The following is a 13,055-nucleotide window of genomic DNA, read 5'->3' on the forward strand; positions in this document are numbered from 1 at the left end:
CTCGCTCGACGGGCTCAGGGCAGGCGGGAGAACCACCGCATCGACCCGGCCGCGGCGCCCATCGCGAACACCAGCCCGAGGCCGATGAACCGGGCGGAGATGTCCTGGCGTTCCTTGCGGTAACCCACCGAGGAGCCGATGTCCTCGTAGACGTCGCGCAACTCCCGGGTCGAGCCGGCCTCGTGGAATCCGCCCCCGGTCTGCTCGGCGACCGCCTTGAGCGTTTCCCCGTCGACCGGCACCTGGATCGGCCGGCCGCCCCGGTCCACGAAGCCGCTCGGGGTGCCGAAGGAGATGGTGTGCACCGGCACCTTGGCCGTTACCGCCGCCGCGGTGGCCTCCATCGGGTCCATGCCGGCGGTGTTCGCGCCGTCGGAGAGCACGATGATCCGGGCCGGCGGCGGCTGCTTCGCCGCCTTGGCGTCCAGCCCCTTCACCGCGCCCAGCGACGCGCTGATCGCCTCGCCGATCGCGGTGCCCTGCACCCCGGTCATCCCCTCGGCGAGCCGTCCGATGCCGTCGTGCAGCGCCTCCCGGTCGGTGCCGGGTGGCACCACCACGGCCGCGCTGCCCGCGAAGGCAACCAGCCCGACGTTGAACTCGTCGGGCAGCCCGTCGACGAAGCGGGTGGCGGCCTCCTTGGCCGCGCCGAGCCGGTCGGGCTCCACGTCCCTGGCGAGCATCGAGGTGGAGACGTCGACGGCGACCACGACGGTGGCCCGTTCCCGGGGCACCCGCACCTCGGCGGCCGGCCGGGCGAAGCCCACCACCAGCAGCGCCAGCATGGCCAGGAAGAGGCCGGCGGGCACGTGCCGCCGCCAGGCGGGCCGGTTCGGCGCGACCCGGTCGAGCAGCCGCAGGTTGGTGAAGCGGACGGCGTAGGCGCTGCGCCGGCGCTGCATCAGCAGGTAGCCGACCGCCAGGGCGAGCACCCCGAGCAGCAGCAGGAGCCGGGCGGGCGACTGCCAGGTCACGCGATACCTCCCCGGGCCGCGGCGGGCGCCGCCGCGAGTCGGCGCTGGGCGTGTACGTGCCGCACGATGTCGGCGGTCCAGTCCCGGTCGGTCCGCAGCGGCAGGTGGGCCGCGCCGCAGCGGCGCAGCGCCCGGCGTACCTGGTCGCGCTGGGCGGCCGCGGCGCTGGCGTAGCGCCGGCGCAGGGCCGGGTCACCGGTCCAGACCTCCCGCCGCCGGCCGGTCTCGGGGTCCACCATGGTGATCAGGCCGACGTCCGGCAGCTCCAGTTCGCGCGGGTCGGTGATCTCCACGGCGAGCACCTGGTGCCGGGCAGCGAGCCGGCGCAGCGCCGGCTCCCAGGGCACCGGCTCGTGGTGGTCGTCGGGCAGGCCGTCGAGGAAGTCGGAGACCACCACGACGAGGCCGCGCGCGGTGGCCATCCGCTGCGCCGCGGCGAGCGCCTCGCCCAGGTCGGGCGGGGCCGGCGCGGCGTCGGCGTCGTACCCGCCGGCGCGGGGGGCGGTCAGCAGCGCCCGGAGCAGCCCGAGCAGGTGGGTACGGCCGCCGCGGGCCGGGAACCGGCGCAGCCCGGTCGGGGCGAGGACCTGCGCGCCGAGCCGGTTGCCGGCGCCGGCGGTGAGGAAGCCGACCGCCGCGACGGCGGCCACCGACAGCTCGCGCTTGTCCAGCTCGGCGGTGCCGAACTCCATGCTGGGGCTGGCGTCGACCAGCAGCCAGGTGGTGAGTTCCCGGTCGGCGTCGACCTCGCGTACGTGCGGCACGGTGGTCCGGGCGGTCACCGCCCAGTCCATCCGGCGCACCTCGTCCGCCCCCGGCCGGTACTCGCGGCTGCCGGCGATCTCGCTGCCGGGGCCCGGTAGCAGGCCCCGGTGCTCCCCCTGGAGCAAACCGTCCAGGCGGCGGGTGACGGTCAGCTCCAGCCGGCGCAGTCGCTGCTCGGGAGCGAGTTCGGCCAGACCCGGGTCGGCCGGCACGGCCACGGCCGCGCGCCTCACGCCGCCGCCAGGTCCGGCGCGTGCTCGGGCCGCCCGGTGGCCAGGACGGGCGGTGGCACCGCGTCGACCAGCCGGCGCACCACCGCCTCTGCGGAGACGCCGTCGGCGACCGCGTCGAAGGAGAGCACCAGCCGGTGCGCCAGCACGTCCACCGCGAGGTCCCGGACGTCCTCGGGCAGCACGTACTCCCGGCCGCGCAGCAGCGCCTGGGCGCGGGCCGCGGCGACCAGGCCGAGGGTGGCCCGGGGACTCGCCCCGTACGCCAGCATCGGGGCGACCTCACCGGCGCCGAACCGACCCGGGTCCCGGGTGGCCAGGATCAGCCGGACGACGTACTCGGCGAGCGCGTGGTGCACGAAGATGTGGGCGGCGCGCTGCTGGAAGGCGTGCAGCCGGGCCGGGTCGAGGATCTGCCGCGGCCGGGGCCGGTCGGCGCTCATCCGGTAGAGGATGGCCAGCTCGTCGGCGTCGCTCGGGTAGTCGACCACGACCTTCATCAGGAACCGGTCGCGCTGCGCCTCGGGGAGCTGGTAGACCCCCTCGGACTCGATCGGGTTCTGGGTGGCCAGCACCAGGAACGGCTCGGGCACCGGCCAGCTGCGCCCGCCGATGGTGACCTGCCGTTCCGCCATCGCCTCCAACAGCGCCGACTGCACCTTGGCCGGGGCCCGGTTGATCTCGTCGGCCAGCACCAGGTTGGCCATGATCGGGCCCAGCTCGACGTCGAAGCTCTCCTTGGAGGCCCGGTAGATCCGGGTGCCGACGATGTCGGAGGGGACCAGGTCGGGGGTGAACTGGATCCGGGAGAAGGTGCCGCCGACGACGGTGGCGAGGGTGTGCGCGGCGAGGGTCTTGGCGACGCCGGGCACCCCCTCCAGCAGGCAGTGCCCGTCCGCGATCAGTGCGGTGAGCAGGCGTTCGACGAGCCGATCCTGCCCGACGATCACGCGTCTGACCTCGAAGAGGGTCTGTTCCAGCTCGGCGCCCACCGCGTCGGGATTGACCGGGCTGGGCAGGCTGGCCAGGGTGTCCGAGATGTCCGTCACGGTGCTTGCTTCCCGGGGCGACGGCCGACAAACGTCGGATTATCAGCCCCGGGCAGGCCCTTTCCGCCCCGGAACGGGACGAGTCACCCGCCCGGTCGGCAACCCGGAGAGCGGGCGACGAACGGGCGTTCCACACCGGACGGTGCCGACCCCCGTCCGGGGGCCGGCACCGTCGCGCAACGCGGTGTCAGTTGGCGACGACCAGGTGGAACGGCTTGTCGGCGGCGCTCCCGCCGGAGGTGCGGGTCTGGACGAAGACCGCGTTCGGGGTCAGGTAGCGGGGCGCCACCGCGAACTCGCCACCGTGTACTTGGTGACGGAGACGACGTTCGCCGAGTGCTGGAGCAGCGTCCCGTTGGCGGCGACGACTGCGAAGGCGACCGTGCCGGTGGCCGGCGCGGCCAGGGTGCTGGCCATCGCCGCCTTGGCCTGCCGGGCGGCGGCCGGCGACACCGGCGGCTGGGCCGCACCGGCTGCCGGAGCGTCGTCTGGCCGGCCTGGGCCGGAGCCTTGGTTGTCGGCTGGGCGGCGGCGATCCCTCCGCCGGTCGGGGTGAGCGCCAGGACGCCGAGCGTCACCGTTGCGGCCTTACGCCTGAAGAATGCGGCCACGAGGTTCCCCTTTTTGTGACCGTGGCGATACGGCCGACCCGCTCGTGCCGGCGGGCCGGTTGCATTTTACGGGCGAGCCGCTTGACGAAGGAAGAATGCTTCCATCCGCACCTGAGGTGTGGATTCACCCTCACCTGATACCAGCCCTGATCAGGTGTTACTACGCTCTGTTGCAGCGCCACAACCAGGAGGAACGTAGCATCGCAAAAAGTGGAGGGTCAATAGATCCCCGCCGCGTTTCGCAATTCTGACAACGTCGCCGGAAATTGTGAGAGGCGAACGTCGGAACATTCGCGAAAAGCTGCCGGGCCCCCTACGCGACCCTTTCGGCCGCTAGCCTGGCGACCGTGGTGGACACTGCGACGACCGACCCGGCGACCGGGCGCCGGATCTCCGACGGGCTCTGCTGGCTCGCCGTCCTACCGGCGGTCGGCGCGGCGGTGGTTCGGCTGGCCGGGCTGGAGCGGGGGCCGCTGGTGCAGGCGGTCGCCTTCACGCCGTACGTCGCGGTCTGGAGCGTGCTGGCGCTGCTGCTCGCGCTCGCCCTGCGGCGCCGCTGGCCGGCGGTGACCGCGGCCGTGGTGGCGTTGAGCCTGGTCGGCGCGGTGGCGCCCCGGTCGCTGGCCTCCGGCCAGCCGCCGGCGGGCGGGCCGACCCTGCGGCTGCTCACCGCCAACCTGCTCAAGGGCGGCGGCGACGCCCGCACCCTGGTCGACCTGGTCCGGCGGGAGCGGGTGGACGTGCTCACCGTGCAGGAGTTCACCCCGCAGGCGCAGGTCGCGCTCGACCGGGCGGGCCTGGCCGAGTTGCTCCCCCACCGGCAGCTCAACCCGGAGGTGGGCACCACCGGCTCCGGTGTCTACGCCCGCTTCCCGCTCTCCGCCGGCGGCTTCCGGCGCAACCCCGGGTTCGCGTTCACCCAGGCGTACGGCACCCTCACGGTGCCCGGGGCGCCGCCGCTGCGGGTCGAGTCGGCGCACCCGGCCGCGCCGTACGCCGTCGCGGTGGTCGACGACTGGTTCGCCGACCTGCGGGCGCAGCCGCGGGCCACCCCGGACGGCCCGCTCAGCATCCTGGCCGGGGACTTCAACGCCACCCTCGACCACGCCCCGCTGCGCGCCCTGCTGGGCAGCGGGTACGTCGACGCGGCCGACGCCGCCGGCGCGGGGCTGACCGGCACCTGGGGCCCGTACGACGGGGACCTGATCCCGCCGGTCGCCATCGACCACGTGCTGGTCGACCGGCGGATCGCGGTGCGCGCGGTCAGCGTGCACGGGGTGCCCGGCAGCGACCATCGCGCCGTCCTCGCCGAGCTGCGCCTCCCCACCGCCTGACCGGCGGCGGGGCCGTTGCGGGCCCGTCCCGGGCCGGTCAGACCCGGGCCCGGTCCAGCCCGTAGGTGAGGGCGTCGACCAGCGCGTGCCAGGACGCCTCGACCACGTTGGGGTGCACCCCGACGGTGGTCCAGTCCCGGCCGGTGCCGTCGGCGGTCTCCACCAGCACCCGGGTCACCGCGCCGGTGCCGTGGCTGCCCTCCAGGATCCGGACCTTGTAGTCGGCCAGCTCGAAGTGGCGCAGCTCCGGGTAGTGGCGGGAGAGGCCGACCCGCAGCGCCTCGTCGAGGGCGTTGATCGGGCCGTTCCCCTCGGCGGTGGCGATCACCCGCTCGCCGCGTACCCGGATCTTCACGGTGGCCTCGGAGACCACCGCGCCGTCCTCACGGTGCTCGACCAGCACCCGGTACGACTCGAGCGCGAACGGCCGCGCCGGGGCGGCGTCCGGCAGCTCGGAGCGGACCAGCAGCTCGAACGAGGCGTCGGCGGCCTCGAACGACCAGCCGCCCGCCTCCAGCTCCTTGACCCGGCTGGTGACCTTCGACAGCGCCTCCGGATGGCCGGCCAGGTCCAGGCCCAGCTCGCGGCTCTTGAGCTCGACGCTGGCCCGGCCGGCCATCTCGGTCACCAGGATCCGCATGTCGTTGCCCACCACCGACGGGTCCACGTGGTTGTAGAGCAACGGGTCGACCTTGATCGCGCTCGCGTGCAGCCCCGCCTTGTGGGCGAAGGCGGCGGCCCCGGCGTACGCCTGGTGGGTGTCGGGGGCGATGTTGGCGATCTCGGCGATGGCGTGCGAGACCCGCACCATCTGTTCCAGGCAGCCCTCCGGTAGGACGGGCAGCCCGAGCTTGAGCTGGAGGTTGGCGACGACGGCGAAGAGGTCGGCGTTGCCGGGGCGCTCGCCGTAGCCGTTGGCGGTGCCCTGGACGTGCCGGACACCGGCCTCGACGGCGGCGATGGTGTTGGCCACCGCGCAGGCCGTGTCGTTCTGGGCGTGCATGCCGAGCAGTTCGGGGGCGACGCCGGTCCGGGCGGCGAGGTCGGCGATCGCGGCGGTCACCCGGGACGGCAGCATCCCGCCGTTGGTGTCGCAGAGCACGAACCGCTCGGCGCCCGCGGCGAGCGCGGTCTCGACCACCGAGGTGGTGTACGCCGGGTCGTGCCGGAACCCGTCGAAGAAGTGCTCCCCGTCGACGAAGACCCGCCGCCCCTCGGCGACGAGATGCGCCACGGTGTCGTGGATCATCGCCAGGTTCTCCGCGCCGGTGGTGCGCAGGGCCCGCTCGACGTGCCGGATGTCGGCCTTGGCGACCAGGGCGATCGCCGGTGTCTGCGCGTCGAGCAGCCCGCGCACCTGCGGGTCGTCGGCGACCGCGACTCCGGCCCGGCGGGTCGCGCCGAAGGCGACCAGCAGCGCGTGGTTCAGGTGCAGCTCGGTGCGCGCCCGGCGGAAGAACTCGGTGTCCTTCGGCACGGCGCCCGGCCAGCCGCCCTCGATGAAGCCGACGCCGAACTCGTCGAGCAGCCGGGCCACCGCGAGCTTGTCGACCACCGAGTAGCTGAGCCCCTCGCGCTGGGCACCGTCGCGCAGCGTGGTGTCGTAGACCTGGAACGTCATGGTGGTCCCTTCTTCGTGCCTGGGGCGAGCAACAAAAAGACCCCCCGCGGATGCGGGAGGTCTGCGCGCTCGGCGGAGGGGAGGCCGGCGCGCTAGCTGTCAATAATCAGGACGGTGCTGGTCACGATCGCCACTCTGCCACCCCGGCCCCGGTTTTGGGAGGAAGAATCCACATGCCGGGACGATGACGCAGGGTGGCCGTACCCGATCCGCGGCCCACTCCGGGGCGGAACGCTTCGCCGGTGATCGACTTCACAAGCCACCCGGCCGCCGACCGGCGGAAACAACGCTGCGGGGAGTATCTGGAACCGATCCAGTTAACGGCCCTCGTGCCGCTGTCAAGGAGGACCCGTGCTCACTGTCGGTGACCGCTTCCCCGAGTACGAACTCACCGCCTGCGTGTCGCTCGACGCCGACAAGGCGTTCGAGACGATCAACCACAAGTCCCACGAGGGCAAGTGGCGGGTGGTCTTCTTCTGGCCGAAGGACTTCACCTTCATCTGCCCGACGGAGATCGCCGAGTTCGGCCGGCTCAACGGCGAGTTCGCGGACCGCGACGCGCAGGTGCTCGGCGTCTCGGTGGACAACGAGTTCGTCCACTACGCCTGGCGCAAGGACCACCCGGACCTGCGCGAGCTGCCGTTCCCGATGCTCAGCGACATCAAGCGCGAGCTGACCGGCGACTGCGGCGTGCTCGGCGAGGACGGCGTCGCCCAGCGGGCCACCTTCATCGTCGACCCGAACAACGAGATCCAGTTCGCGATGGTCACCGCCGGCTCGGTCGGCCGGAACGTCTCCGAGGTGCTGCGGGTGCTCGACGCGCTGCAGACCGACGAGCTCTGCCCGTGCAACTGGAACAAGGGCGGCCAGACCCTGGACGCCAACGCCCTGCTCGCCGGCGCCGGCGCCTGACATGGGTCTGGACGTCATCAAGGCGGCGCTGCCCGAGTACGCCAAGGACATCAAGCTCAACCTCGGCTCCACCGTCGGCACCTCGACGCTCAAGCCGGAGCAGGCCTGGGGCACGGCCCTGGCCTGCGCGGTCGCGGCCCGCAACCCGGTGGTGCTGAGGGAGATCGCCGCCGAGGCGGCCAGCCACCTCAGCCCCGAGGCGGTGGAGGCGGCCAAGGGCGCCGCCACCATCATGGCGATGAACAACGTCTACTACCGGGCCAAGCACCTGATCGGCGACGAGCAGTACGCGTCGATGCCGGCCCGGCTGCGGATGCAGATCATCGCGAAGCCGGGCGTGGAGAAGGGCGACTTCGAGCTCTGGTGCCTCGCCGTCTCGGCGATCACCGGCTGCGGGGTCTGCCTGGAGTCGCACGAGAAGACGCTGCGTGCCTCGGGCTTCACCCGGGAACAGGTGCACGAGGGACTGCGCATCGCGGCCGTCGTACACGCCGCCGCGGTCGCGCTGGACGCCCAGGCCGCACTGGGCTGAACCGTACCCATCGGTGGGCCGGTGCCGCGTGTCGCGGCGCCGGCTCATCGTCATTTTCGGTCACATGGTGTGAAAGCCGGCAGCCCCGGGTACCTCGATGATGCGTAAGAAGCACGTCCTCCAAAGACGACTACCACAGTCGAGGCAGGAGTTTTGCCATGGACAGGCTCGACCCGCGCAGTACGCACGGCACGACGGAGCCCATGATCGACGGCGGCCAGGGAGCGTTCGCCGGCGGAGCGCCCACGGGCGCCTTCAACCCGTGGAGCTACCGCGACGAGGCCCGGGTGGCCGACGCGGACCTGGTCGGCTACAAGGTCGAGGCCACCGACGGCAGCATCGGCAAGATCGACAGCGCGAGCCACGAGGTCGGCGCCAGCTACCTGGTCGTCGACACCGGCCCGTGGATCTTCGGCAAGAAGGTCATGCTGCCGGCCGGCACCGTCAACCAGGTCGACCACGACGAGCGCAAGGTCTACGTCGACCGGGACAAGGACCAGATCAAGGCCGCGCCGGAGTACGACGAGAGCAGCCACAGCGACCCGGCCTACCGGGACAAGCTCGGCGGCTACTACGACGACACGTACGGCAACCTTCCTCCGGGCACCGCACGCTGACCGGAACGGACACCGACGGCCGGTGGGGCGACGCCCCACCGGCCGTTACCGTGTCAACGTGGACGACATCGAGGTCAACCGTCGGATCCCCTTCTCCGTCATGTTCAACTTTCGCGACGTCGGCGGCTACCCCGGTCACGACGGCCGCACGGTGCGCTGGGGGCGGCTCTACCGCTCGGACTCACCACACCGGCTCGACGGCGCGGACCGGGAGGCCTTCGCCGCCCTGGGCGTGCGGACCGTGATCGACCTGCGCCGGCCGTCCGAGGTGGAGCGGGACGGCCGGGTGCCGGAGCTCGACGGGCTGGCGTACCGGAACATCCACCCGGAGCACGCCGACTGGGGCGAGAACCACTACCGGCCGGGGGCGGACCTGGCCCGCTACCTCGCCGACCGGTACGCCGACCTGGCCGAGACCGGCGCCGCCGGGCTGGCCGAGGCGGTCGGGCTGATCGCCGACGAGACGAACGCCCCCGTGCTGGTGCACTGCGTCGCCGGCAAGGACCGTACCGGCCTCGTCTGCGGTCTGACGCTGGCCGCGCTCGGGGTCTCCGACGCCGAGATCGTCGCCGACTACGCGCTGAGCACCGAGGCTGCCGCGCGCTTCCAGGCCTGGTTCGAGAGCACCGGCAAGCAGATCCGGCCGGGGCTGCCCCCGCTGACCACCCCGGCGGAGGCGATGGTGCTCTTCCTCGCCGAGCTGCGGCAGCGGTACGGGTCGGTGGAGGACTACCTCCGGCGGTCCGGCATCACCGACGACCAGCTCACGGCCCTCCGCGCCCACCTGCTGGAGTAGGCCGGGCCGGAAACGCGTCCGCCGGCCGCGCCGTGGAGGCGGCGGGCCGGCGGACGTCGGGAACGATCAGAGAACGCGCTGCACCCAGCCCTGCGGGTCCTCGGCCTCGCCGCGCTGGATGGCCACCAGCTGCTCGCGCAGCGCGGTGGTGGACCGGCCCGGCTCGCCGCCACCGATCAGGAACTCGCCGTCCGGGAAGCGCACCCGGCCGATCGGGGTGATCACCGCGGCGGTGCCGCACGCGAAGACCTCGCGCAGCCGGCCGCTCGCGGCGTCGGCCTGCCAGTCGGCGAAGCTGACCGGCCGCTCCTCGACCCGGTGCCCGGAGGCGGCCGCCAGGGTGAGGATCGCGTCCCGGGTGATGCCGGGCAGGATGGTGCCGGTCAGCGGCGGGGTGACCAGGGTGTTGTCGTCGTAGACGAAGAAGACGTTCATGCCGCCCAGCTCGTCGACGAACCGGCGCTCCACCGCGTCGAGGAAGACCACCTGGTCGCAGCCGGCCTCGATCGCCTCGGCCTGGGCGGCCAGCGAGGCGGCGTAGTTGCCGCCGCACTTCGCCGCGCCGGTGCCGCCGGGCGCGGCCCGGGTGTAGTCCGGGGAGACCCAGACGGTCACCGGCTTGACGCCACCGGCGAAGTACGCCCCGGCCGGCGAGGCGATGACGCAGTAGAGGTACTCGTTGGCCGGGCGGACGCCGAGGAAGACCTCGCTGGCGAACATGAACGGCCGCAGGTAGAGGCTGGCGTCCGGGCCCTCCGGGATCCAGTCCCGGTCGATCTCGACGAGCTTGCGCAGCGACTCGACGAAGGCCTCCGGCGGCAGCTCCGGCATGGCCAGCCGCCGGGCGGAGGCGACGAACCGGGCCGCGTTGGCCTCCGGGCGGAACATGGTGACCGAGCCGTCGGCGGTCCGGTACGCCTTGAGCCCCTCGAAGATCTCCTGCGCGTAGTGCAGGACCGCGCTGGCCGGGTCCATCGGGATCGGCGCGCGCGCCTCGACCCGGGCGTCGTACCAGCCCTTGCCCTCGGCGTAGCGGATGGTGACCATGTGGTCGGTGAAGACCCGGCCGAACCCCGGGTTGGCCAGCAGGGCGGCCCGATCGGCGGCGGATACCGGCGCGGGATTCGGACGGATCTCGAAATCGAGCTTGTCACCACCGCTCATCGCGCTGACCTCCCTGCGGGTTCGCGGCGTGCGGGATCGCACACCGACGTCACTGGTGCCTGAAACTTACCCCGAACGGTCGTTCAGCGGATAGCTCCGCCCCGGCAGATCGAGCGCTCCGAATAAGGGTCGCGCGGGGGCGTCGGCGGGCCGGCGTCGGGAACGACCGCGGCCCGGCCCGGGGTCTGGCGACCCGGCGCCGGACCGGTGGCGGAGGTGACGGGGCGGTCAGCTCACCGCGTGGGCGGCGAGCCGGTCGCCGACCTCCGCCGTGCGCAGCGGTACGCCCGGAGTGCGGGCGGCCAGCTCCGCGGCGACCGCGCGGGTGACCCGGGCGGCGGCGTCGCGGTGGCCGAGCTGGTCGAGCAGGAGCGCCACGGAGAGCACCGCGGCCACCGGGTCGGCGATCCCCTTGCCGGCGATGTCCGGCGCCGAGCCGTGCACCGGCTCGAACATCGACGGGTACGCCCCGGTCGGGTTGATGGAGCCACTGGCCGCGAGCCCGATGCCGCCGGTGACCGCGGCGGCGATGTCGGTGAGGATGTCACCGAAGAGGTTGTCGGTGACCACCACGTCGTACCGCTGGGGCTGGGTGACCAGGAACATCGCCGCGGCGTCGACGTGCTGGTATTCCGTGGCGACGTCGGGGTGCTCGGCGGCGACGGCCTCGAAGGCGCGGGCCCAGAGCGAGCCGGCGTGGGTGAGCACGTTGGTCTTGTGCACCAGGGTGACCTTGCGCCGCTCCCGGCGGGCGGCCCGGGCGAAGGCGTCCCGGATGACCCGTTCCACCCCGTGCCGGGTGTTCAGGCTCTCCTCGGTGGCCACCTCGGCCGGGGTGTCCCGGTGCAGGGTGCCGCCGGCGCCCGCGTAGAGCCCCTCGGTGCCCTCGCGGACCACGACCAGGTCGACCTCGCCCGGCTTGACGGTCGCCAGCGGGCCGGGAACGCCCGGCCAGAGCCGCGACGGCCGCAGGTTGACGTACTGGTCGAAGGCGAACCGGAGCTTGAGCAGCAGGCCGCGTTCCAGCACCCCGGGCGGCACGCTCGGATCGCCGACCGCGCCGAGCAGGATGGCGTCGTGGCCGGCCAGCTCGGCCAGCACCGACTCGGGCAGCACCTCACCGGTACGGTGGTAGCGGGCCGCGCCCAGGTCGTACTCCGTGGCCTCGGTGCCGGGAAGCACGGCGTCGAGGACCTTGCGGGCCTGCGCGACCACCTCGGGTCCGATCCCGTCCCCGGCCACCACCGCGATCCGTGCCACCTGACGCTCCTTCACCTCGTCGCCTGGGTGCACCGTACGTCGTCGTCCCGCCTCCCGGTACGGACCTTCCACGATCCGGGAAACTCGGATGCTCAGGAGGCTCCCAGGTGGCATTCATGGTGCGGTCATCTCCGCTACCTAGGGTCGATGACGTCAGCGGGTCACGGGGGCCCGGGACGGAGCCAGCCGCGGCGTTGCGGCGCCGGCGGCGAAGGAGCGGGTGTGATGCGGATCGACCAGCAGTCCAGACCAGGCCGGGCGGACGAGCAGGCGCGCACCCGATGGGTGGACCAGACGGCCTTCTCCCGGCGCCGGCCGGACCTCCGGCTCGGCACCCGTACCCACCAGGTCGACCCGGCCGACGCCGCCGGCGACCGGATCGCCGCGTCGCACACCGTCCGCACCAGCACCGCCGAGTACTCGCTGCTGCTCAACGCGCCGCAGCACCTGGGCCGCCGGGTGGTCGGTGACGCCCTGCGCGACGCCGTCGCCGAGCTGCGCGCCATCGACCTCACCTACGGGCCCACCCGCCCGGACAGCCTGGTCTCCCGGCTGCGCCGGGGCGAGATCGGCACCGAGTCGTACCCGCCGCTGGCCGACCTGGTCGACCGCTGCGCGGCGATGCGCGCGGCCACCGACGGCTGGTTCGACGCCTGGGCGGTGCCCGGCGGCTTCGACCCGGGCGGCCTGCTCAACGGCTGGGCGGTGGAGCGGGCCGCGGCCCGGCTGCGGTCCGCCGGCATCACCGACTACGCCGTGCTCTCCGGCGCCGACCTGACCGTACGTGGGCACGCCGCGCACGGCGGCCCCTGGCGGGTGGCCGTGCATCACCCCACCGACGGGCGGCGCGCACCGCTGGTGCTGGAGATGACCGCCGGCGCGGTGGGCACCTCCGGGGTGACCGGCCGGCGCGGGCACGTGGTCGACCCGCACACCGGCGAGCCGGCCGAACACCTGGTCGCCGCCACCGTCGTCGGCCCCGACCTCGCGGTCGCCGACGCCTACGCCACCGCGCTCTACGCGGCCGGGCCCACCGGGCTGTCCTGGTTCCGCAACGGCTCGGGATATCAGGCTCTCTTCGCCCACCGCCGCCGCTGAGTGGTGCGGGCGGCACGTCGGCCGAACGGGGTGGAGGGGGTCCACACCGGTGGCGCGGTCGACGGGCCGGCGATCGGCCCCCACGGTCTCGG

The 13,055-nt window shown here is 73.5% G+C and carries 13 protein-coding genes; 6 read left to right on the top strand and 7 right to left on the bottom strand.

Annotated features, from left to right (window positions below; genetic code table 11):
- Positions 1 to 14: 14 nt before the first annotated feature.
- From AC5RWQ_RS21035 to AC5RWQ_RS21050, 4 genes are all read right to left on the bottom strand, one after another.
- On the bottom strand, positions 15 to 974 hold the full coding sequence (locus AC5RWQ_RS21035; RefSeq protein WP_494284398.1) for a VWA domain-containing protein: 960 nt from the start codon (positions 972 to 974) through the stop codon (positions 15 to 17).
- Positions 971 to 1,951 (bottom strand): DUF58 domain-containing protein, encoded by a 981-nt coding sequence (locus AC5RWQ_RS21040; RefSeq protein WP_494284439.1) that lies wholly within the window; start codon positions 1,949 to 1,951, stop codon positions 971 to 973. Before AC5RWQ_RS21040 ends, AC5RWQ_RS21035 begins: the two co-directional genes overlap by 4 nt.
- Before the next feature lie 17 nt (positions 1,952 to 1,968).
- Entirely contained in the window at positions 1,969 to 3,018 is a 1,050-nt protein-coding gene (locus AC5RWQ_RS21045; RefSeq protein ID WP_494284399.1) for an AAA family ATPase, read from the bottom strand.
- A 270-nt stretch (positions 3,019 to 3,288) separates the two neighbouring features.
- On the bottom strand, positions 3,289 to 3,471 hold the full coding sequence (locus AC5RWQ_RS21050; protein WP_494284400.1) for a hypothetical protein: 183 nt from the start codon (positions 3,469 to 3,471) through the stop codon (positions 3,289 to 3,291).
- A 508-nt stretch (positions 3,472 to 3,979) separates the two neighbouring features.
- Between AC5RWQ_RS21050 and AC5RWQ_RS21055 the strand changes: the two genes are divergently transcribed.
- Positions 3,980 to 4,963 carry an endonuclease/exonuclease/phosphatase family protein gene (locus AC5RWQ_RS21055; RefSeq protein WP_494284440.1) on the top strand — a complete coding sequence of 328 codons (984 nt, stop codon included), beginning with the start codon at positions 3,980 to 3,982 and terminating at the stop codon, positions 4,961 to 4,963.
- A gap of 37 nt (positions 4,964 to 5,000) precedes the next feature.
- On the opposite strand, the gene cimA is transcribed toward AC5RWQ_RS21055, so the two are convergent.
- A complete protein-coding gene (gene cimA, locus AC5RWQ_RS21060; RefSeq protein WP_494284401.1) occupies positions 5,001 to 6,584 on the bottom strand; it encodes a citramalate synthase in 1,584 nt (527 codons plus the stop codon).
- A 351-nt stretch (positions 6,585 to 6,935) separates the two neighbouring features.
- Between cimA and AC5RWQ_RS21065 the strand changes: the two genes are divergently transcribed.
- The 4 genes from AC5RWQ_RS21065 to AC5RWQ_RS21080 all read left to right on the top strand — a co-directional run bounded on the left by AC5RWQ_RS21065 (position 6,936) and on the right by AC5RWQ_RS21080 (position 9,441).
- Positions 6,936 to 7,496, top strand: coding sequence for a peroxiredoxin (locus tag AC5RWQ_RS21065; RefSeq protein ID WP_334482988.1), 561 nt, complete (start codon positions 6,936 to 6,938; stop codon positions 7,494 to 7,496).
- Between the two features lies 1 nt (position 7,497).
- A complete protein-coding gene (ahpD, locus tag AC5RWQ_RS21070) occupies positions 7,498 to 8,028 on the top strand; it encodes an alkylhydroperoxidase, AhpD family (RefSeq protein ID WP_494284402.1) in 531 nt (176 codons plus the stop codon).
- Between the two features lie 158 nt (positions 8,029 to 8,186).
- On the top strand, positions 8,187 to 8,645 hold the full coding sequence (locus tag AC5RWQ_RS21075) for a PRC-barrel domain-containing protein (protein ID WP_494284403.1): 459 nt from the start codon (positions 8,187 to 8,189) through the stop codon (positions 8,643 to 8,645).
- Positions 8,646 to 8,745: 100 nt separating this feature from the next.
- The gene (locus AC5RWQ_RS21080) at positions 8,746 to 9,441 is read left to right on the top strand and encodes a tyrosine-protein phosphatase (protein WP_494284441.1); all 696 of its coding nucleotides are present in this window, start codon (positions 8,746 to 8,748) and stop codon (positions 9,439 to 9,441) included.
- Positions 9,442 to 9,507: 66 nt separating this feature from the next.
- Here the strand turns inward: AC5RWQ_RS21080 and AC5RWQ_RS21085 are convergent, their stop codons facing one another.
- Complete coding sequence (locus AC5RWQ_RS21085; RefSeq protein ID WP_494284404.1) at positions 9,508 to 10,605, bottom strand: branched-chain amino acid aminotransferase; 1,098 nt, start codon at positions 10,603 to 10,605, stop codon at positions 9,508 to 9,510.
- A 228-nt stretch (positions 10,606 to 10,833) separates the two neighbouring features.
- On the bottom strand, positions 10,834 to 11,865 hold the full coding sequence (locus AC5RWQ_RS21090) for a 3-isopropylmalate dehydrogenase (protein WP_494284405.1): 1,032 nt from the start codon (positions 11,863 to 11,865) through the stop codon (positions 10,834 to 10,836).
- Positions 11,866 to 12,090: 225 nt separating this feature from the next.
- Here AC5RWQ_RS21090 and AC5RWQ_RS21095 point away from each other — a divergent pair, with 225 nt between their 5' ends.
- Positions 12,091 to 12,963 carry an FAD:protein FMN transferase gene (locus tag AC5RWQ_RS21095; RefSeq protein WP_494284406.1) on the top strand — a complete coding sequence of 291 codons (873 nt, stop codon included), beginning with the start codon at positions 12,091 to 12,093 and terminating at the stop codon, positions 12,961 to 12,963.
- The last annotated feature ends 92 nt before the right edge of the window (positions 12,964 to 13,055 follow it).

Source organism: Micromonospora sp. BS32, from assembly GCF_059089345.1.

Coding starts and splice junctions, on each gene's coding strand:
- cimA (WP_494284401.1), bottom strand. CDS start 6,584: ATGACGTTCCAGGTCTACGACACCACGCTGCGCGACGGTGCCCAGCGC.
- ahpD (WP_494284402.1), top strand. CDS start 7,498: ATGGGTCTGGACGTCATCAAGGCGGCGCTGCCCGAGTACGCCAAGGAC.
- AC5RWQ_RS21075 (WP_494284403.1), top strand. CDS start 8,187: ATGGACAGGCTCGACCCGCGCAGTACGCACGGCACGACGGAGCCCATG.
- AC5RWQ_RS21080 (WP_494284441.1), top strand. CDS start 8,746: ATGTTCAACTTTCGCGACGTCGGCGGCTACCCCGGTCACGACGGCCGC.
- AC5RWQ_RS21085 (WP_494284404.1), bottom strand. CDS start 10,605: ATGAGCGGTGGTGACAAGCTCGATTTCGAGATCCGTCCGAATCCCGCG.
- AC5RWQ_RS21095 (WP_494284406.1), top strand. CDS start 12,091: ATGCGGATCGACCAGCAGTCCAGACCAGGCCGGGCGGACGAGCAGGCG.